The sequence below is a fragment of the Anaerofilum hominis genome, from assembly GCF_014287275.1.
GTDB lineage: Bacteria > Bacillota > Clostridia > Oscillospirales > Ruminococcaceae > Pygmaiobacter > Pygmaiobacter hominis.
In genome coordinates this window covers 985,395-1,005,612 of the sequence record NZ_JACONZ010000001.1, presented here as the reverse complement: position 1 = coordinate 1,005,612, position 20,218 = coordinate 985,395, and the positions used below count along the sequence as shown (strand labels likewise).

Here is a 20,218-nt window from a genome sequence, read left to right as displayed (position 1 = left end):
TGGGTAATCAACCCTCTGACAACAGCTTGCGTCTGGTCCAACGCCCACTGTAAAAATACCAAGTACAGATGACGCAGGGGGCAAGACGGGCCAGTGCGTTACCGTAATAGTAGCCGTAGACTCCCATCCCCATCACATTTGCCAAAAACAGGCTGATACCGATGCGCAGCACCACGCCGTCCAGCATGCCGATGACAAAGCTTAGCCTAGCATGCCCAGAGCCGGTGACCACTCCGTTATAGGGGCCTTGCCAGGCCGATAGCAGAAAAGTGATTACCGAGATGTGCATAAAGGGTACACCCGCGTCGATAACTGCAGGGTCGGAACTGAAAGCGCGGAAGACCGCCGTTGGCGCAAAGACGCAGACCGTACAGTTGAGCAGCGCCATCACAGATGCCAGAGCCAGCGCAATATAGGTGATCTTTTTTACCCGATCAAATTTGCGTGCGCCCAGATTCTGACCGATCATGGCTGCCGCGCCGGTGTTGATACTGGAGGTGATGATGTTGGCGAAGCGCACCACCTTGTTGCCTACGCTGTTGACGGCCGAGGCGACCAGCCCGAAAGTATTTACCTGAGCGTTGCAGTACAGTTGCGAGAGATGGATGAAAGTGCTGGAAGCGGCAAGTGGGATGCCTAACTCGATCAACACTTTCAGATGCGTTTTTTTCATGGTAAAGCTGCGCAGTTTGAAGTCAAACTGAAAATGTTCCCGTTTGCGGTACATGAAAGCAAGGGAGGCTGCAAAAGCCGCGAACTGCGAGAGTAGTGTCGCCCACGCGGTGCCTGCAGATCTCATATCCAACACGGCCACAAAGAACAGGTCCAAGAAGATGTTTGCCGTGGCCGAGATGGCGATGAACTCCAGCGGACGTTTCGATTCGCCCATGCCGCGCAGGATGCCACAGACCGCATTATACCCAAAGATAAAGGGCATACCCAGCGCAGTGATCATCATATAGTCATGCGACTGGCTCAGCGCTTCCACAGGAGTGTTCATCAGACGCAACACAGGAGTACACAAAAGCATTGAAAGGACCATGAAGACCAGCGAAAGCAGGCCCATCAGGCAGAGAAGAGTGCCAATGGTCTCGCGGATTTTTTTGTGGTCGCGCACGCCATACAGTTGGGAGATATAGACTTGTGCAGCGCTGGAAAAGCCCATGCTCACAAAGGTGAGCAGATTGATGACCTCGCCGCCGGTGGAGACGCCGACGGTGCCCTCGCTGCCCGCGAACTGGCCGATCACGATCACGTCGACGATATTGTAGAACTGTTGGATCAAATTGGTGAAAAAGATCGGTAGAACAAAGATCAACAGCAGGCGCAGGATACTGCCCTGGGTGAGATCAGTGCCGATCGTTTTTGCTTTTGGCATGCCCGTACCTCTTTCCATTGACATTTTATCGGACTTGCAGGCTCTTTTGACGGCCGCGTGGAGGCAATTTCAAAGCGGCGAAGCCGTGCAGTCACTCACGCTCAGACAACAGCTTGCGGGTTCGCCATCTGCCGCTGAGAAAATAGGCGAAGCAGAGCAGCCCTGGTAAAATGCGCGAGCAGCCGATACCGAGGAAATAACCCACATAGCCCATGCCCATCAGGTTGACAAAAACCAGGCTCAGACCGATCTTGCACACTACACCGTCCAAGATGCCGATCGCAAAGCCCAGAGAAACAAAGCCGCAGCCGGTGACCATGGCCTGGAAAGCACCTACAAAGGCGGAGGAGAAAAAGTGGATGACCATGATATGCAGATAGACCACACCCAGCTCCCGCACCGCTTCGTCAGCGGTAAAAATACCGAAGATAGATCCGGGCACGGTCACGCAGAGCAGCGACACGACAACGGCGCAGGACATGGTCAACGCAAGGGTGGCCCAGGTGACCTTTTGGGCCCGCTCCGGTTTTTTGGCTCCTAGATTCTGACCGATCATGGCAGCAGAGGCCGTGTCCACCCCCTGCATGAAGACCTCTGCGAATTTCTGGATCTTGTTGCCCACGCTGTTGGTAGCGGAGACCACAAGCCCATAGGCGTTGATATTGGCATTGATCCACAGCAAAGAGAACCGCACGAGCATTGAGCGTACCACCTGAGGGATGCCCAACTTGATCAGGATCCAAAGGATGTCCCTGCGCACCTTAAAATAGGAGAGAGTGGGCACAAAATCAAATTTTTCTCGGCACTTGTACAGGTAGATCAAAGCGGCCAGAAAAGAGCCCAGCTGGGACAGGGTAGTGGCAATGGCGGTGCCTGCGGCCTGTAGATCGAACCCGACCACCAGCACCAGATCGAAAACGATATTGACCGTTGCCGCCACAATGATGAACAGCAGCGGACGCTTGGATTCACCCATGCCGCGCAGCACGCCGCAGATGGCGTTGTAGCCGAAGATGAAAGGAAACCCGAGTACAGTGATGATCATATAGGCCTCCGCCTGGCTCAGAGCCTCGGCAGGGCAGTTGAGCAGCTGCAGGATCGGCTTGCAAAAGAAGATGCCCGCCAGTGCAAGGACAAAGGAGAGGCCAAGCATAAAGGTCAACAGGGTGCCGACGGTGTCCTTGATGCGCCGGTCGTCGTGTGCACCCGCCAGTTGAGCGATAAAAATCTGACCGGCGGTGGAAAAGCCCATCGCCACCGGCGTGACCAGATCGGCCATTTCGCCGCCGGTCGACACGCCCACTGTACCGGTGCTGCCCACGAACTGGCCGATGACCATCAGGTCGACCATGCCGTAGAGCTGCTGAATCAGATTGGTGAGGATGATGGGGATGGCGAAGAGCACCAGCGTTTTAAAGATCGGTCCCCCGGTGAGATCGGCACCGACCCCTCGCTTTTTGATCATAGATTCCATGGATATTCTCTTTTCTCTAGAATAGTGTTTCCCAGTCTACCAGACCGTGATGGACCAGCGGTTGACAAAACGCCCGCCCGCGGGAACAGCGGTGAGATCGGCCATAAGGGAAAGCTCTTCCACCACTCCTTCCCGCCCCGGCAGGGCCGACCAGGGTTCGATACACAGAAAAGGCGCTTCAACGCCCGGTTTATGCCAAAAACCGACATAGGGCATCTGCGGGTACTCCACCCGGATCCCATGATTGCCCCGAGGGGAACTGAGCTCTGCGCAGCGGGGCGTGCCGGCGAGCACTACGGCATCCTGGTCGAACAGGCTGTGCCGCAGCGGCAGCCGACAGCCCTCCTGCAAAGGATAAGCAGTGCGCGTGCCAGTGCAGAGCACCGCGGGACTGAATTCCACCAGCTGCGGCAGACATGGAGCGGGGAAGCGGATCTCATAGTCTTCAAAGCGCAGCCCCTCCTCCAGAGGCAGATTGAAACCGGGGTGGCCGCCCATAGCGCAGTACAGTGTCTCCGGCGAGCGGTTCTCCACCTCAAAACCGATCTGCAGCGTGCAGCCGGAGAGCCAGTATTCGATAGAGAAGCAGAAGCTGAAAGGATAGACTTCCCATGTCGCAGTGCTGTCGCTGAGAGTGAAGCGGCAGCGGTCGGGGGCGATGGTAGCCAACTCCATCCTGGCATGGGGCAGGAAACCGTGGATTTGCATCGGATAGGGTGTACCGTGCAGGGTGTAGGTCTTCTCGTAGAGCCGGCCCACCAGCGGGAACAAATTCAACGCTCGCCGTCCCCAATAGGCCCGATCCCCCTGCCAGAGATATTCTAAATCTGTGGATGCGTCGCGGATAGACTGTAATTCTCCGCCCAGAGTGTCGCAGGCCACAATGAGATGTTCGTTTGAGATCGTAATCACCGGTGCGGCACCTCGCTTTCCATCAGTCCTTGGGGCGCCAGACGCCATTGGCCGTGTAAGCAATGGTGCTGAAGCCGGGTATCGATTTGAACAGGCGCACTTTCTTGGGGCCGCCGTTGCCGCTGTTCTCCTCTAACCGGTAGTCACAGTCCTCCGGGGCGGCCAGGATACGGTCCAGAGTGGCCAGGATGTCACACATCAGACTGTTTTCCAGATTGACCATGAAGTGGCCGGGAAAGATAAAATCGAACTCATCCAGCCGCAGGCAGAGCTTGGACAACTCGTCTCGGTAGGACTCTAGGTTGCAGTATCGGGCATAGGGGTCGCCCGCTTTGCCACCGCTGCCGCAGCCGATCACATCGCTGCACACGTCATCTCCGGCAATCAGACGGCGGCCACCGTGATCCAGAAACATGGCGTGCCCTGAGTCGTGCCCCGGCATCCAGACCAACTCCACCTCATAGCCGCCGCCCAGATCAAAGCGGTGATGGTTTTTCACCGGCGTCAGTTCATAGTCACGGTATTCCGGCAGGTCGCTGCGGTCAAAATCCAGCCAGATATTGGCCCCGTTTTCGTCAAACAGATAGTCCCAGGCGCCTGGCCGGCACCGGCTGCGGATACCCCACTCGCAGTACTCGTGACAGTATACCTGATCGAACCGTACATTGCCCAGACAGTGATCCGGGCCCGAGTGGGTATTTGCGACGATCAGCGGCATCCCGCCGGTAAGCTCGTCCACCAGGGACCGGGTATCGCCCAGCCCAAAGGCCGTGTCGATAAGCATGGACTTTTCAGGACCGACGATCAGGTACATCCACACATCGCCCATGCCGTCGCAGTTATTGGCGAATAAACCGTAAAAATTGCAGCCGAACTGATACACTTCAATATAGGGATCGCATTCATAGATGCGCTGGGTGGCGTCCCGCTCGCGAAGCTGTTTCATATAAGCCCAGCTGATCTGGTTCTGGGGAGGGCCCCACTTGATTCGTTTTGCCTTGTTGTCGGTGCGGATAGGCCACATACGTCCTTCCATACAGATTACCTCCATTTATGCGCTGTGTTCCGTAAAGGGGCTGTCGGCAAATTCACCCGTTAAAAAGCGCCAGCGCTTTTTTGCGTATTTTGCAAAGTTCCCGATTCTAAATTAAGGCTTGCCTGTGATAGTTGAATCTGCCGAAAAAAGCGTCCTCGTTTTTTGCAAGGCCTGGCCAGCCGATCACCCCGGCAGGAGATGCCGCCGGAGAAATGTTCTCGGACAAAAACCAGGGGTAAAAAAAGATGAGATATGCCCTCAAAAAAATGTTCCAAGGACATATCTCACCGGCAGCGCTAGGTCCGGCTGAACGCTTCATTGAGCTCCCGCACACGGCAGCAGGCTACATAGTGCCCGGGAGTGACCTCCTCGAGCTGCTGCGGCTGGTGACAACGCTCGCAGGCGTGTGGGCAGCGCGCCGCAAAACGACAGCCGGGCTTGGGATCGATGGGGGAGATGATCTCACCCTTGATGACGATACGCTTGGTGGGATGATGGATGTCGGTAGAGGGGATAGCCGACAGTAATGCTTTGGAATAAGGGTGCAGCTGGCACTCGAACAATTCCTTGGTATCACAGGTCTCCACCAGTTGGCCGAGATACATCACGCAGATGCTGTCCGAGATGTGCCGCACCACCGACAAGTCGTGGGTAACGAACATATAAGTCAGATTGAACTCATCCTGCAGATCCATCAGCAGATTGAGCACCTGGGCTTGGATAGAAACATCCAGCGCCGAGACCGGCTCATCACAGACGATAAACTTGGGGTTGAGGGCCAGCGCGCGGCCGATGCCGACGCGCTGACGGCGTCCACCGTCCATTTCGTGGGGATAGGCACCCCGTAGGCGCGACTCGATGCCCACCATATCCATCAGGCGGTCGGCCTCTTTCTCCAGCGCAGGTCCTTTGAACTTGCCTGACAGGATCAGCGGTTCAACAATGGTGTCATGCACCGACATGCGCGGGTTCAGTGAGGAGTAAGGATCCTGAAAAATGATCTGCATATTCTCGCGCAGCTTTTTCAGTTCTTTGCCTTTGACATGGGTGACATCTTCGCCCGCGAACAGGATCTGCCCGTCGGTAGAGTTCTGCAGATGGATGATGGTGCGGCCTAGAGTGGATTTTCCACAGCCGGATTCTCCGACCACGCCCATTGTTTTACCCGCGTCCAGTCTGAAAGAGACGTCATCAACCGCATGAACGACCCCCTTGTTGGTAGGGAAATATTTTTTCAGGTTTTTGACCTCTAATAATGCAGCCATTTTTTATACCTCCTGGGTGGTCGCTTTGGCGGCAGCTTTGATGCAGCGGCAAAAGTGCCCCGGAGCAATCTCCCGGCTGTCAACCGGGGTGAGACGACATTCTTCGGTCGCATAGGGACAGCGCGGAGAGAAGCTGCAGCCTTGGGGCAGATTGGTGGGATCGGGCGGCAGGCCGTCGATCGGCGCCAGACGATCGGCGTCCTTGTTCATGTTGGGCAGCGCCTTGAACAGGCCGACGGTATAGGGGTGAGAGGGCCGGTCAAAGATGTCCTCCTTACTGCCGTACTCGATGACCTGGCCAGCATAGGTGACAGCCACAGTGTCGCAGGTCTCGGCTACCACGCCAAGATCATGGGTGATCATGATCATCGAGGTGTTCAGCTCTTCCTTGAGTTTGTTGATCATGTCCAGCACCTGGGCCTGAATGGTCACGTCCAGCGCTGTCGTGGGTTCGTCAGCAATCAGCAGCTCGGGGTCGCAGGCCAGCGCCATAGCAATGACCACCCGCTGCTTCATGCCGCCTGAGAACTGGTGCGGGTACTCGCCTGCGCGGTCGGCGGAAATCCCCACCATCTCCAGCATCTTTTTGGCCCGCTCCAGCGATTCGGCCCTGGTGACCGGATTGTGCAGCTTGACCACTTCGGCGATCTGATCGGCCACGGTTTTCACTGGATTAAGGGCGGTCATCGGGTCCTGAAAGATCATGGACACCTTGTGCCCGCGAAGCTTTTGCATCTCATGTTCAGGCAGAGCCATCATATCCTCGCCGTCCAGCTCCACCACGCCCTCCGCCCGCTGGGTGGAGTGGTCGGGCAAAATGCGCAGGATCGCTTTTGCGATCGAGGTCTTGCCAGCGCCTGTCTCGCCCACCAGACCAAGGGTTTTGCCTTTGGAAAGGTCAAAGGAGACATGGTTCACTGCGTGAACCGTTTTGCCCTCGGAGCGATACTCCACCACCAGATCGCGCACGGACAGGAAACGCTGATCCTTTTTTGCCATGTTGTTTTCCATTTTCTTTCCTGCCTTTCTCAGTCTTTCAGCTTCGGGTCGAGCGCGTCACGGATGGCATCGCCGATCAGGTTGAAGCTCAGCACGCTGATCATAATGAAGAGGCCGGGAAACATGATCATGTGGGGGTACAGGCGGATGTAGTTGCGGGCCGAAGCCAACATGGCGCCCCACTCGGGCGCGGGGGGCTGTACGCCCAGGCCGATAAAGCTCAGCGACGAAGCTGCCAGTCCGGCGCCAGCGATGGACATCGAGACCTCGACGATAAGCGGCGCGATGGCGTTGGGGATAACGTGCCGCAGGATGATGCGCAGCTTGGAGCAGTTGATGGAGGTCGCAGCTTCGACAAACTCCTGTCCGCGGATGGTGAGAATGTTGGCACGCATCATGCGGGCGAAGTGCGGAATGCCCGAGATGCCCAGTGCATAAATGCATTTGTCAAAGCCGGTGCCCAGCACCGCCGAGATGGCGATGGCCAGCAACAGTTGGGGAAAAGCCGCCATGATATCCAGAAAACGCATAACGATCTGGTCCACGATGCCGCCGAAATAGCCCGCGGCCGCGCCCAGTGCGATGCCTAGGGTAGCGGAGATCGCCACCGACAAAAAGCCTACGCTCAGAGTATAACGGGCACCGTAAAGGATGCGGGCCAGAATGTCACGCCCCAACTCGTCACAGCCAAACAGATGTTCGGCGCTGGGGGTGGCGCAAGCACTCGTCATGTCGATGGTAGAGTAGTCGTATTTGAGAAAGAACGGGGAAAGAATCGAGAGTATAATCATCACACAGATGGCGATAACTCCGGCCAGCGCCAGCGGATTTTGACAGATCCTTTGCCAAACATACAGGGCCGAGCCGGTGCGCGCCAGCTTTTTCGGCGGGCGTTGCCCGCCGCGCTTTGCGCCTTTGCTCATTTTGACTGCGGTATCAGGCACCTGCGCCCACCCCTTTCACTTTTTTTACCCGTTTTTTGCTCTGTCCCTCGTACTGGGCCTTGATGCGCGGGTCCACATAGGCATAGATCAGGTCGACCAGCAGCATGACCACCCCAAAAGTGAAAGCAATGTACAGCACGCTGCCCTGTACCGCATTATAGTCGCGGTTGTTGATACTGTTGATCAGATAGGCACCGATGCCCGGGATGGAAAAAACAGTCTCGATGACCATGGTGCCTCCCAGCTGCCCGCCGAAGCGGCCGCCACAGATGGTGATGATGGGGATAAGGGCGTTGGGCAGCGCGTGTTTATAGATGACGCTGTGCTCCGGTACCCCTTTGGCCCGGGCAGTAGTGACATAGTCGGCGCGGATGACCTCCAGCATACTGGACCGGGTCAGACGGGCGATGCCCGCAATGCCGCCCAGAGCGTTTGCCAGCACCGGCAGGATATAATATTGCCAGCCCTTGGCGCCGCTGGAGGGCAGCCAGCCCAGCTTCAGAGAAAAGAGAAGCACCAGCATCAAAGCCAGCCAAAAATTGGGCATTGAGACGCCGACCATCGAGATGAACATCGAGACGCGATCTTCCGCCCGGTTGGCGTGGGTGGCGGCGCGGATGCCCAAGGGGATGCCGATGACCGTGGACAACAGGATGCTGAACGCAGCAAGAGCCAGCGTCTTGGGAAAGCGGGACATCAGCTCGGTCCCCACATCAGTGCCGTAGATATAGGAGTTGCCAAAACTACCATGGAAGAACAACTCTTTCAAAAAAGAGCCAAGACGCACGATATAGGGCTGGTTGAGGCCCAGCTGCTCGCGGACCGCGATGACCTGTGCCTCGGTGGCGGCGTTACCCAGAATGATCTCGGCGGGATCGCCCGGGACGAAAAACATAAGGGTAAAGATCATGATCGCGACGCCGATGAGGATGGGAATCATCAGCAGCACGCGCTTGAGGACATATTTACTCATTTTTGTTTCCTCTCTGAGTTACACCGGCGCGCGGAGAGACGGCATGCGCCTGGGGTTGCAGGCCAGTCTCCCGCCGCGGGTGTTTTCATCGTGATGCCGTTCACAAGAGAAGTGCACATGCGCGGCGGGGTGACCCATGGCAGCGCATGTGCACTCGCTTGCACATTCATTCAGATCCAGAGGGACCTTTCTTTAAAAGCCGCTCCAGCGCAGGGGTCACTCCGCGACAGAAGCGAAGCCGTCTGCCAGCCCCACCGTGTTGGCGGTCAGATTACCGAATCCGTCGGGATACATCTCGGTAACGCCGTCCTGCGCTACATAGTAGGTGTAATTCCAGAACATGCCGATGGCATAGGCCTGATCTTTCAGATAATCGTGGAACGCATCCAGCGCCTCAGGACTGCTGGTAGTGGTATTGCTGGCGGTCTCCAACAGCTCCTGCAGCTTGTCATCGTGGGTGAAGCAGGCGCTGCCGTTTTCAAAGGCGTTGGTATCGAACACATTCTGCCAGACGCTGGTGACGTAGTCGGAGGTTGCCTTGGAGTCGACGATGATATCCCATTTGGTGTCGTCGTATTTGTAAGAGTTGAACAGGGCCTGATCGGCAGGGTTCAATTCCACAGTGATGCCCAGCTTGGACAGATAATCCTGTACGACGGTCATGCCGGCGGTGGCAGTGGTGCTGTTCTGATACATCAGACGGATGGTGAAGCCGCCGTCGGGATATCCGGCTTCGGCCATCAGCTCTTTGGCCTTGTCGATGTTATAATCGTAATAATCCTCGTTTTTCCACTCAGGATTAAAGTCGCTGGCCACATCGGGGCTGAAGTCGTGGCAGACCGAGCCGTTGGTGGGGGTGTTGCCGTAGCCCTGGCGCACGGCCTCAAAATCAATGCCGTACAGCACGGCCTGACGCAGGGCCTTGTTATCCGCGAACACGCTGTTGTCATTGTTGAACATAAATACATTGAAACGCCCATTCTCATCGGCGAAGACGTTCCAGCCCTCAACGCTGGTGCCGTCTTCGTTGAGGAAAGAGGAGATCTCGTTGGCCGGCACGTTTTGGGAGATATCGGCCTCGAGGTTCTGCAGGGCAATGACCCGCATAGCGGATTCGGTGACCACGTTCAGCGTGATGGTCTCAAAGGGCTGGGCGCCGTAGAAAGTGCGCAGCGACTCGTCTGTCTGCCAATAGTCGGCATTTTTCTTTAAAGTGGTATGGCTGCTGGCCACGGTCTCCACCAGCTCGTAAGCGCCGGTGGTGGCGGGCTTTGAGGTCTTGTCCGCATCAGACGCCGCCTCAAACCAGCTCTGGCTGATGACCGGCACGGTGCACAGGCACCACTCCATCGCGCCCTTGGAAGGGGCGGTGAGCTTGATGCGCACGGTGGTGTCGCCGGTAGCCTCGATGCTGTCCAGATAACCGTTCAGCTTTTCCATGGTGCCGCTGGCGATGGCCGCCTCATAGCTGAAGACCACGTCGCTGGCCTTGATGGCGTTGCCCTGATTGTCATGGATGTAATCGTAGAGCTCCACGTCCACAGTGGTATCGTCCACCACGGTGACTGTTTTAGCCATCTGGCCCTGGAGATCGGCTACGCTCTGACCCAGCCCTTTGCTGGCGCACAGGCAGTCGTACATCATGCGATAGGTGTGATGGCGTCCGCCGCTATCACCGCCGAACGGGGAAAGGTCTCCCACATCGCCGCTCATGACAAAGGTGAGGTTTTTGGCCGCGCTGCCCGCCGCGCCGCCCGCAGCGCCGCTGTCGCCCGCGTCGCTGCCGCCGCAGCCGGTGAGCAGGCTCATTGCAATACTGGCTGTGAGAGCCAATCCTGCGATTTTGAGCCAGCGTGAAGAATGTTTCATTGACATGATATTTCTCCTTCCTTTTCTTGCCGGTTTTATAAATAGGCCGCCGCACTCTGCCACAGGCGCGGACGGACCCTACTTACGGTGTGCCCAGCCCTGTTGCTGTCACCGCATGAGGAAGCAAAGGGCTCATTGTGAAAAGTCTCTATTTTTGAGAGCGATCTGGTGGAGTTTTCTGTGCGGTTTCATTATAGCGGCTGCGTCTGTCTCTTTCAATTCAGTTTTTTGGGGAGACATAATTCCATTATGGAATAATCTCAAAAGGAATAGTGATGTTGCACAGCATTCAATGTTGATAGTTAGAAGAAGTGCTCAGAACCTTTGGTGGCGCTGGTTAAAAAAACTTCTTTTTTTGTAAAATTTGCATAAGGATAAAGACGACAAAAAGGCCCGGGCAACAGCCCGGGCCAGAAAGAGGGCCTGCAGTAGGGGCAGGCTTTTTAGAGCAGATAGTACAACATACTGAGGATCAGGCCAGTCAAAAACCAGATGGTAGCTACCAGAACGCCGGGCCAGAACGGTGCGTCGCCGCGGCGACGTAATTTTTTAAAGTCAAAAAAATTGGTGTATTCCTCATCTCTGCTGTGGGTAAACAGAAACCTGGAAAGATAGATGCCGTAAAAGACCCAATCAAAATAACTGTGCCGTCCCAGGACTGAGGCCCCTACCGCCAGATAGAGGAGAATGCCGGACATCACGAAGCCGTCGCCCCAGATCCAGGCCGCCCCGGCCAGACTGCCCGGCGTGAAGCCGCTGTGCCAGGCTGCGTACAGCAGCACCAGTAAAAGGCCGCCGATAAGATAATTTCGAAAGCAGCTCCGGATCTTTTGCAGTCCGCGCTGCTCTGCCAGTCTGTTTTGCATGGTTCCTCCTTTTGCAGCTGTCCAAAGGGGAAAGAAAAGCCGCTGTCTGATATGATAGGCATTATAAGATGGGGACTTTCTCGTGTCAAGAGAGACGGCAAAGAGAAGAAAGAATATTCTAAAAAGGAATAGAAGGAACGGCAAAAAGAGAATTGAATAAAAAATGCCATCAATTATACTAAATAGTAGTGAATATGTACAAAGAATGGGGAGAGACGGAAAGGAAGTGAAGAATGAGCATTTATTCTAATGAGCGCGTAGAAGGCTTTTTACATACAGACGGACGCAGCATGCGCAACGGCCGTGGAGAGGAGATTCGCCTGCGGGGCTGGGCGGCCGGCAACTGGACCAACCCTGAGGGCTTTTTGTGCGGAGATGTGCGCCGCCCCTGGGCGATGGACGATCCGGCACAGCCGCCCGCCCGCTTCGATCGGGCCCGCAGCATGGAGGACAGCGTGCGGCTGTTGTGTGGCAGCGAGTATGCCAAAAAGTTTTGGCCCCGCTGGTATCGCAGCCATTTGGGAGAGGCAGATATCCGCGCCATGGCCGGGTACGGCTATAATTCTGTTCGGCTGCCGCTGAACGCGCGGGCTTTCTTACCTGAGGAGCCGGGCTTTACCTGGAACGAGGACAGCTTCGCCATGCTGGACGACGTACTGGACTGGTGCGAACGGTACCGTCTGTACGCCATTCTGGATCTGCACACAGCGCCTGGCGGTCAGTCCGGCATCAAGTGCGACGACGGGCTAAAATCCATGCCGCTCTTTTTTCTGGAGGAAGAGAGCATGGAGCGGTCGATCCGGCTGTGGGAGGAGATCGCCCGCCGCTATAAAGACCGCTGGATCGTGGGCGGCTACGACCTGCTCAACGAGCCGGTAGCCCCCTGCGAGTGGTTTCATCTCATTCCACAATTGGCGGCCTATTACGACCGGCTGGTCCCGCGGCTGAGGGCCATCGACAAAAACCACATGCTCACCATCGAGGGGGCGGCGGCTGCCACCAATATGGAGATCTTCGACCACAACTATGATCCGAAATGCAACAATTGGTGTATCCACGTCCACTTTTATGGCCTTTCGCCGGAGCGGCGTTCCCTGTTCCGTTATCTGGAACCCAGTCTGCGGCTAAATGTGCCGGTTTGGTTGGGGGAGGGCGGCGGCAACGCCCAGGAGATATCTGCTCTGTTGGAGGCGGCAGACAGTTTGGGGATGGGGTTCAATCTCTGGAGTTGGAAGACCTCCATGACTCCGGACGGGAAGCTGCGCCGGGATCCGGTACAGTACGCTTTGCCCAAAGGGTGGGACCAGCTGCTCGATTTTTTCAACGGCGCCGGCCCGCGGCCCGGCTACACCGAGTGCCAGGCCATTTTCAACGAAATGCTGGAAAACATGAAGTTTGAAAACTGCACACTGTCGCCCGAGCAGCACAGCATCGTGCTGCGGCGGCCCGGGCGCCGGGTACCAGCCGCGGCTTATGAGCCCCACACAGGCACTTTTTCCAGCGGCTGGGAGTACGGCAACCCCTACGATTTTCGCACAGAGGACGGCACTCGGCTGTTGCTGAGAGACGGCACGCCGCCGCCGCGGCGGGATATGCCCTTTTCCCGGCCCATGCATTTTCGCTGGAATCCATTGGACGACCTGCTGCTGGAGCTGGATATGGGGGGATACGCATCCTACTCGCTGCTGAACGTGCGGGAGCCCTGCGGGGTACGGGTGATGGTGCGTGCGCGGGAGCGCAGTATTCTGCACATCAGCTGCGGCGACATGGAAAAATTGATCCCGCTTGAGCGCAGCACCGAATTTGTGCCAGTAGAAGCCTTTACGTTGCCGCCCGCAGAGGAGCACCGAGTGCGTGTGGAGGCGGTGGAAGGACGCATCCAGCTGGAGAGCGTCGAGTTCTTATAGAGCTGGAGCGGTCGCCGTATCCCTTTCCGGGAGAACATGTGTCGAAAGGGGCGCAGCATAGTTCTCCTGCTCTTTTTTCAAGAAAGTGCAAAAGCGCTGGTGCCATTCGGTGTCAGTGCGGCCCTCCCGTTCCAGCAGTACAATGGGCAGGGAGGATATCTCTTTCAGCGGCCGGGTGACCAGCTTCAGCGGCTGGATATTGTACAGGGTGATGTCGCGGCTGCAGAAGATACCGATATTCTGACTGCGCGCAATGCGCAGCATGACCTCTTCGCGGCTGCCGGTGATGCTGCGGTGCACGTCGATCATGCCGGGGTGAAAGTCAAACTTTGCCGCCAGGCCCTGCACGAGGGTGGCCGAAAAGTTGGTCTCCACAAAAGTGTAGCCGTCCAGTTCTGCCAGTGAGACCGTCTCGCGGTCCACCAGTGGATGACTTTGGGGCAGCACGGCATACAGCTTGTCATCGTAAAGCATCGACATGCGTACCCCCTCAGGCAGGTCGAAGGGCTGGTGCATGACCGCCATATCGTAGTCTCCCTCCATCATTTCCCGCACGGCGGTAGTGAAGTCAGACCCCGTCTCCAGCGTCAGTTCGATGTCGCGGTTGGCAGACAGAAAGGCAAGTGCCGCATTTTTCAGCGCGTAGAGGCGCGGCACAAGGTAGCAGCGGATATTGCGATGTACGCGGTAACGGTCCAGCTCCCGCATGGTCTGGCCGTACAGGGGCCGCAGCCGTTTGAGATGTTCCTGCAGGCAAAGGCCCGCCGCGGTGAGCGAGATAGGGTGGTGATTGCGGTCAAATAATTTGACGTTCAACTCCCGCTCCATGCGCAGGATCGTCTTGGACAGCGAAGACTGGGATATATGATTTTGCTCTGCGGCCTCAGAAAAACTCAGGCAGTCGCAGACTGAGAGAAAATATTGAAACGCAACGAGATCCATACCTTTCTCCTTCCTTTCCGGTACCGGCGCGTACTTTCTGCATTCAGTTTAGCATGGGGGTGGGAGAAATGCAATTTTCTGCGGCTGCGCCCTGCTCCGGAATGGGGCGACAGCCGGTACAGGTTTACTTTTTGTTTTCGATAAAAATCATCATAAACGGAGGTAATGAAAATGAGAGGTCAGATGTGGCCCATCGAAGGCTTGAGCAAGGCGAGACGGATCAAGTGGGACGCGCCGCAGAACCAGATCAGCTGGGCTTATATGAAAGAGCTGAGGGAACACGACAAGACCCGCAGGGTCTATGGCGTGAATCCCTATATCGAGGTCTACCAGTTCCGGGACAATCTGTACAGCCTGTTCCACCCCAACTGCGACGGCATGGGGGATGTCTGGATGCATCTTATCGTAGGGCCGGAGAAGGCCATGCTTATCGACACCGGCTACGGCCTGGGCGACCTGAAAGGGTTGGTGGATGAGATCACAGGTGGCAAGGAAGTGATCGTGGTCAACACGCATGACCACTTTGATCACGCCTACGGCAACTGCCGTTTTGGCAGAGTATATTGCCACGAGTACCTGGTGCCGTATCTGGAGACTCAGCATGAGCACATGTGGGATTACCTGTTCGACGCTTTTGGCAACAACATCTGGCTGGACTTCGACCGCAAGGATCTGCCGGTGTTCCAAAAGTACGAGATCCTCGGCGTGCCGGATGGTACCACTTGGGATCTGGGCGGCGGCTATGAGGTGGAGCTGATCTTCACCGGCGGCCATGCGGCGGGCCACGCGGCTTATCTGGACAAGCATGACCGCATCCTGTTCACCGGCGACAACATCTGCAGTGATGTGTCCGGCTGCGGCTCGGTCAATATTACCCGGGGCAATGGCCCGTACCAGGAGTGTACCCAGCTGTCCTTTTACCGCGACCGGGTCAAGTTGCTGGTGGATCGTATGGACGAGTATGACTACATTTTTCCACAGCACTTCATGCTCAATCTGGAAAACAATCTGATGCCCAACATCCTTGAGGCACTGGATGATATCCTGGCCGATCCGGCAAACTGCGATTACAAGATCGAGAGCTGGGGCAAGGATCGCACGGTCAAGAATGAGCGCTTTTTCAAATTCGTCAAGGGCTTCAGCGTCATCGGCTACGGCTATAAGCCGGAGGGAAAATGAGCGGGTAACCGCTCACAACGGCACGGCGCGACCGCGCGGAAAGGGAAGTAAAGAAATGACAGGACAAATGTGGCCCATAGCGGGCGCTTCAAAGGCAAAAAGGCTCAAATGGGGATCGCCCCAAAACCAGATCAGCTGGGCCTATATGAAACAGCTGCGTGAGAAGAACAGCTCCATGCGGGTCTACGATGTGAATCCCTATGTGGAAGTCTACCAGTTTAGAGATCATCTGTATGGTCTGTTCAACCAGAACTGCGACGGCGCGGGAGACGTGTGGATGTATCTGATCAAGGGCCCAGAAAAAGCGATGCTGGTGGATACTGCCTACGGTCTGGGAGACCTGAAAGGTTTGGTGGATGAGATCACAGGGGGGCTGCCGCTGATCGTAGTCAACACCCATACCGGCCCGGACCATGTGCTTGGCAACGTGCGCTTTGACCGGGTGTACTGCTGTGATATCGAGGAGCAGAATATCCGCAATAAGTGCAAGCCGGGCGCATGGGATTATCTGTTCGATGAAAATGGAGCCAACATCTGGCTGGACTTTGACCGCAAGGATCTGCCCGAATATCGCGACTATGAGCTGGTGGGCGTGCCCAACGGCACCACTTGGGATCTGGGGGGCGGCTATGAGGTGGAGCTGGTCTGGACCGGGGGTCATGCGGCCGGGCACGCGATGTTTCTGGACAAAAAGGGACGATGCTTGTTTGCCGGCGACGACGTGTGCAGCGACGTGATCGGCTGCGGCGGTGGCCCGCGGCCCGGGGGTGTGAATAATCAGTACTGCAACCTGACCACCTATCGGGATCAGCTGGCAAAGCTCTGCCGGCGCCTGGATGAGTTTGACTATATCTTCCCCGGCCATTTTGTGGTCAATCTGGAGAACAACCTTCTGCTGAACATCCTGGAAACACTGAACGAGATCATTGCCGACCCTGAGTGCTATGACTACAGTGTGGAGCATGCTGGCGGCCAAGGGGGCGAAAAGAAAGTGCGAATGCACAAGTTTGTCAAAGGCTTTGGCACCATCGCCTACTCGGCAAACGGCGTTTACCCGCCGGAGGAATAGGTTCCGGCAGACACCGCAGCGGAGCGCCGCGCCGTGATCTGTTTTGGGATGAGATGTGTTTGACAGCAAAGATGAAAGACGCCATCTTTAAACTGTCGATCCTGTTTGCAGTGCCGATGATGCCGGCGAACCAGAAACAACAGCTGTATTCTGCCGTGGATAGGATCGCGGTCGGTAAATGTGTGGGCAATGGGGGCTGCGGAGTGGCGGCGGCCGGAGGGACGGCAGATTTTACGGCCATCTTTGCGATGGCCACCGCCGACCGCTTCAAATCCATCGTCACTGGCGCAGGTGCGGAGGGTCTCTGCTTTCTACTAGACATTTTGGGCGACGTCGGATGTATCTCGGTTTACTTGCTGCTTTTTTGCGTGTTTGTCCAGGGCGCGCAGAGTTATTTTGGGGAGCGCAGACTTTTGCATGTTGGAGCCTGCGCTGATTAGCTTCCTCTATCTCATCACCGAACGGTAAAGAAGAAAAAGCTTCTGTTGAAGCTTTGACCTGCGCAGGGCAGGCAATAGAAAGGAGCGTCGTTATGGCAGTCGACCTTATCCATGAAAAAGAATTTGTCAGCCGCCTGATCCGACCCGACACTTGGATCATCGCAGGGCACCCCGTCAGTGCCGTGACTTATCTGCTCATCGGCGGCTGCACCGCTTTGGTCATCGACCCGGGCGAGCATGTGCACAGCATCCATGATTATGTGCGCACGATCACCGGCCTGCCGTTGATCGTGGCCAACACACATGCCCACGGGGATCACACCGCCTGCAACGGGCAGTTCAAAAAATATCCGATCTATGCATCAGCCAGCGCTGTGGAAGAGTTGGGGAGGAAACGGGTGGATCCGGACCGTTATACCACTGAGGTGCGGTACGATTACGACTATCAGGCCGTCCCGATCGGGGACGGACATGTCTTTGACCTGGGTGGCCGCCGGGTACGGGCCATTGCCGCCGGATGTCACAGCGAGGGTAGCCTGTTTTATTATGATGAAAAGTATAAGCTGTTGTTCACGGGGGATGAATTAGAGTGCGGCCAAGTGCTGATTCAGGGCACTATCCACGGCGTCCGTCACTCGGTGGAACGCTACCGGGACAACCTGCTCAAGGTAAAGCAGATGGCCGGTGAGGTGGATATGATCTGTCCGGAGCACAACGGTTCGCCCGCGGACGGCAGCGTGCTGGATGCGTATATTGAAAATTGTGAGCGGATCATGTCCGGACAGGAGGGAAGCAAAAAGATCGGCTCGGCCACCTATCTGGGACCGGACGACCCGCGCGGCCCGGAGCGCGTCAAAGAGTTGCTGTCCGATCCCTTTTCCCGCAGAAGCGAATGGAAAGGCTCGGCGCTGGTATATTCCACCAATTGCATTTTTCTAAGGGATGAATAGCGCCCCCAAAAAGGGGGAAACGGTTTTCAGATACGCGGAAAGCACGGCACCTGAAAACCGTTTTTGGAGCAGATAAGCACAAAAGAGGACCGCTGGTTTCGGCGGTCCTCTTTTGTCATAAAACTACTTTTTTCTTTTGCGGGACTGATCAGGACAACGGATTTTTTGGGGGGATGTATTTGCCCGGCAATGGGGGGACAACTGCAAACGCCGTAAAAATCCCTGGTTTCCATATAAATGCCGTATCCATAAAATCGACTCCGACGGTGGAGATGGGGCTGATATCATACAGTCTGATTGGCGCGAGTCTTTCGAATATGTTGAGAGCCTCCCAGTTCACCATGTTTCTTAAATCAGGCTGCCTGGCAGACTCGGTGCTCGTAATATCGCGCGAGCCTTTTTATTCGATTTTTTCCCCTTCCGGTTGCGCTTCGCTTGTTGAGTGCTTTGGCAAGGCAGTGGGCGATGAGGGTGAGGTGACCGCGATAAAACACAGGCTTCGGCTTGCTGAAATCCATAAAGATGAATTCGCTTTGAAAAAGCAGATACGACAGCCGGGCGCGGTCACAAAACGCTGCCGTTCTGCAGATGACGATCGGCAGCCCGATAAGAAAAACGCGGCGGCTTTTCCTTTTTGGGGTCTTGTCAGGCCGAATCGATTTTCTGCTATCCCCATCGGCACCTCCCCAGTGTGGTCCTAGGTGCAGGCTCGTCCGGGCAAGCCCTCTATCAGCGTGGAGGGTGTGCAACCGTCTGGCCAGCCTCATGCGACGATGAGGGGCAGAAACACAAAGATGGGGCGGCTCATCCGACGGCAAACCGACTGTCTTTTGCCGCGCTGCGCGAGTGCTTCACATCTGGTGGGATGACGACCGCGTTGTCGGAAGGCCGTTGCCGCACCGGTTCACCCGACGCCTGATACTGGCTGTGGCCGGACGTACACAACAGGATCTGCCCAACGCCCCGATCGGCATGAAGTGAAAAACAAAAATGCCCCGTAGGGCTCTGTCCCGTCGCCGTCCCCAAAGCGCATTTTTTGTGGTCCCACGATTTTAACCCCCGTGCTGTGTGTGGGCGGAGATCACCGAAAGTTTTAAGCGCCGCAGAAGGACCACTCTGCTGAAAAGAGACCACGACCAGATGGAGCCCTTTTCCCGGATATAATTGTGTCTGCTGTTGGGAATCGGGAAAGAGGAGAAAATAAAGAACGCCCCGGCATCGCCAGGATGCCGGGGCGTTCTTGTGAAAAAGCCGGCGCGTTCATCAGCCGCCGCTTGGAGCAATACGGCGGCCGCCCGGGGCAGGTTCAACGGCTCATCCTGCCTGCTTTTTTAGATAGCCCAGGACCCCGTTCGCGGCTAGACCCTGCGCCATCTTGAAGAACTCATCGTCCGTCAGATCGTTTCCATTCTCATACCATTTAGCCATCAGTCCGATCATGACGGAATAGGTGTATTCTATCAGATAATCCAAGTGCTCCGTTTGATCGGATAAATTCCAAAACTGGATCAGCAGCGCCCGGCTGCTCTCTCTGAACCTGCTCGTGAATTTGGGATCTCCGTTTTTGCCAAGCAGCGTAAAAATTTTTTCTCCATGCTTTTTAAAAATCGGTATGGTGATCGAGTACAGTGCGTTGATGTCCCTTGCGGCTTCTTCAAAAAGATGATCGCTCAAAATTTCCTTTACTTCTGCGGTCACCTGATTCATCAAATCGTCTTCAATTCGGTCTAAAACCGCGTAGACGTCTTTAAAATAGTGATAAAAAGTTCCTCGATTGTTTCCCGTTATCCTCGAGATCTCGGCAATGGATATTTTATCGATCGGTTTCTCTTTATAGAGGGTCCAGAAAGCGTCTATTATCTTTTTTCTGGTAGCGGCGGTAACTTCCGGCTGTTTTTGCATGGTGCCCGCTCCTTTCCCTTTTCCGCTTGGCGCAGACCGTTTTTCTCCATCAGGCGACATTGCGCTTGATATTTGTTGCTTGATGAATCACACCGCACTGCTTATAATAAGCA

Annotated in this window: 18 protein-coding genes; 5 read left to right on the top strand and 13 right to left on the bottom strand. The window is 56.0% G+C overall.

Annotated elements, in window-relative coordinates:
* Positions 1-7: 7 nt before the first annotated feature.
* The 10 genes from H8S23_RS04355 to H8S23_RS04310 form a co-directional block, all read right to left on the bottom strand.
* Positions 8-1,378 carry an MATE family efflux transporter gene (locus H8S23_RS04355; RefSeq protein ID WP_186887061.1) on the bottom strand — a complete coding sequence of 457 codons (1,371 nt, stop codon included), beginning with the start codon at positions 1,376-1,378 and terminating at the stop codon, positions 8-10.
* A gap of 91 nt (positions 1,379-1,469) precedes the next feature.
* Entirely contained in the window at positions 1,470-2,852 is a 1,383-nt protein-coding gene (locus H8S23_RS04350) for an MATE family efflux transporter (RefSeq protein WP_186887060.1), read from the bottom strand.
* A gap of 36 nt (positions 2,853-2,888) precedes the next feature.
* Positions 2,889-3,764: an aldose epimerase family protein gene (locus H8S23_RS04345; RefSeq protein WP_186887059.1), complete on the bottom strand. Its 876-nt coding sequence runs from the start codon at positions 3,762-3,764 to the stop codon at positions 2,889-2,891.
* Between the two features lie 22 nt (positions 3,765-3,786).
* Positions 3,787-4,800, bottom strand: a complete 1,014-nt coding sequence (locus tag H8S23_RS04340) for an MBL fold metallo-hydrolase (protein ID WP_186887058.1) — start codon at positions 4,798-4,800, stop codon at positions 3,787-3,789.
* 296 nt (positions 4,801-5,096) lie between these two features.
* Entirely contained in the window at positions 5,097-6,065 is a 969-nt protein-coding gene (locus H8S23_RS04335; protein ID WP_186887057.1) for an ABC transporter ATP-binding protein, read from the bottom strand.
* 3 nt (positions 6,066-6,068) lie between these two features.
* Positions 6,069-7,076, bottom strand: coding sequence for an ABC transporter ATP-binding protein (locus H8S23_RS04330; RefSeq protein WP_243165832.1), 1,008 nt, complete (start codon positions 7,074-7,076; stop codon positions 6,069-6,071).
* A 17-nt stretch (positions 7,077-7,093) separates the two neighbouring features.
* On the bottom strand, positions 7,094-8,008 hold the full coding sequence (locus H8S23_RS04325) for an ABC transporter permease (RefSeq protein WP_341479887.1): 915 nt from the start codon (positions 8,006-8,008) through the stop codon (positions 7,094-7,096).
* The gene (locus H8S23_RS04320) at positions 8,001-8,981 is read right to left on the bottom strand and encodes an ABC transporter permease (RefSeq protein WP_186887056.1); all 981 of its coding nucleotides are present in this window, start codon (positions 8,979-8,981) and stop codon (positions 8,001-8,003) included. The genes H8S23_RS04325 and H8S23_RS04320 overlap by 8 nt, the downstream gene beginning before the upstream one ends.
* 216 nt (positions 8,982-9,197) lie before the next feature.
* On the bottom strand, positions 9,198-10,850 hold the full coding sequence (locus H8S23_RS04315) for an ABC transporter substrate-binding protein (RefSeq protein ID WP_186887055.1): 1,653 nt from the start codon (positions 10,848-10,850) through the stop codon (positions 9,198-9,200).
* Positions 10,851-11,293: 443 nt separating this feature from the next.
* Positions 11,294-11,716, bottom strand: coding sequence for a hypothetical protein (locus H8S23_RS04310; protein WP_186887054.1), 423 nt, complete (start codon positions 11,714-11,716; stop codon positions 11,294-11,296).
* Between the two features lie 233 nt (positions 11,717-11,949).
* On the opposite strand from H8S23_RS04310, the gene H8S23_RS04305 reads away from it, so the two are divergent.
* On the top strand, positions 11,950-13,623 hold the full coding sequence (locus H8S23_RS04305; protein ID WP_186887053.1) for a glycoside hydrolase family 5 protein: 1,674 nt from the start codon (positions 11,950-11,952) through the stop codon (positions 13,621-13,623).
* Here H8S23_RS04305 and H8S23_RS04300 read toward each other — a convergent pair.
* Positions 13,618-14,565 (bottom strand): LysR family transcriptional regulator, encoded by a 948-nt coding sequence (locus tag H8S23_RS04300; protein WP_186887052.1) that lies wholly within the window; start codon positions 14,563-14,565, stop codon positions 13,618-13,620. The genes H8S23_RS04305 and H8S23_RS04300 overlap by 6 nt on opposite strands.
* Before the next feature lie 171 nt (positions 14,566-14,736).
* Between H8S23_RS04300 and H8S23_RS04295 the strand changes: the two genes are divergently transcribed.
* The 4 genes from H8S23_RS04295 to H8S23_RS04280 all read left to right on the top strand — a co-directional run bounded on the left by H8S23_RS04295 (position 14,737) and on the right by H8S23_RS04280 (position 18,203).
* Positions 14,737-15,744: an MBL fold metallo-hydrolase gene (locus H8S23_RS04295; protein WP_186887051.1), complete on the top strand. Its 1,008-nt coding sequence runs from the start codon at positions 14,737-14,739 to the stop codon at positions 15,742-15,744.
* Between the two features lie 55 nt (positions 15,745-15,799).
* Complete coding sequence (locus tag H8S23_RS04290) at positions 15,800-16,813, top strand: MBL fold metallo-hydrolase (RefSeq protein WP_243165831.1); 1,014 nt, start codon at positions 15,800-15,802, stop codon at positions 16,811-16,813.
* 59 nt (positions 16,814-16,872) lie between these two features.
* Positions 16,873-17,253: a hypothetical protein gene (locus tag H8S23_RS04285; RefSeq protein ID WP_186887050.1), complete on the top strand. Its 381-nt coding sequence runs from the start codon at positions 16,873-16,875 to the stop codon at positions 17,251-17,253.
* Positions 17,254-17,345: 92 nt separating this feature from the next.
* The gene (locus H8S23_RS04280) at positions 17,346-18,203 is read left to right on the top strand and encodes an MBL fold metallo-hydrolase (protein ID WP_186887049.1); all 858 of its coding nucleotides are present in this window, start codon (positions 17,346-17,348) and stop codon (positions 18,201-18,203) included.
* A 400-nt stretch (positions 18,204-18,603) separates the two neighbouring features.
* Here H8S23_RS04280 and H8S23_RS04275 read toward each other — a convergent pair whose 3' ends face one another.
* Positions 18,604-18,879 carry a hypothetical protein gene (locus H8S23_RS04275; RefSeq protein WP_186887048.1) on the bottom strand — a complete coding sequence of 92 codons (276 nt, stop codon included), beginning with the start codon at positions 18,877-18,879 and terminating at the stop codon, positions 18,604-18,606.
* Between the two features lie 638 nt (positions 18,880-19,517).
* Positions 19,518-20,105, bottom strand: a complete 588-nt coding sequence (locus tag H8S23_RS04270) for a TetR/AcrR family transcriptional regulator (protein ID WP_186887047.1) — start codon at positions 20,103-20,105, stop codon at positions 19,518-19,520.
* Between the last annotated feature and the right edge of the window lie 113 nt (positions 20,106-20,218).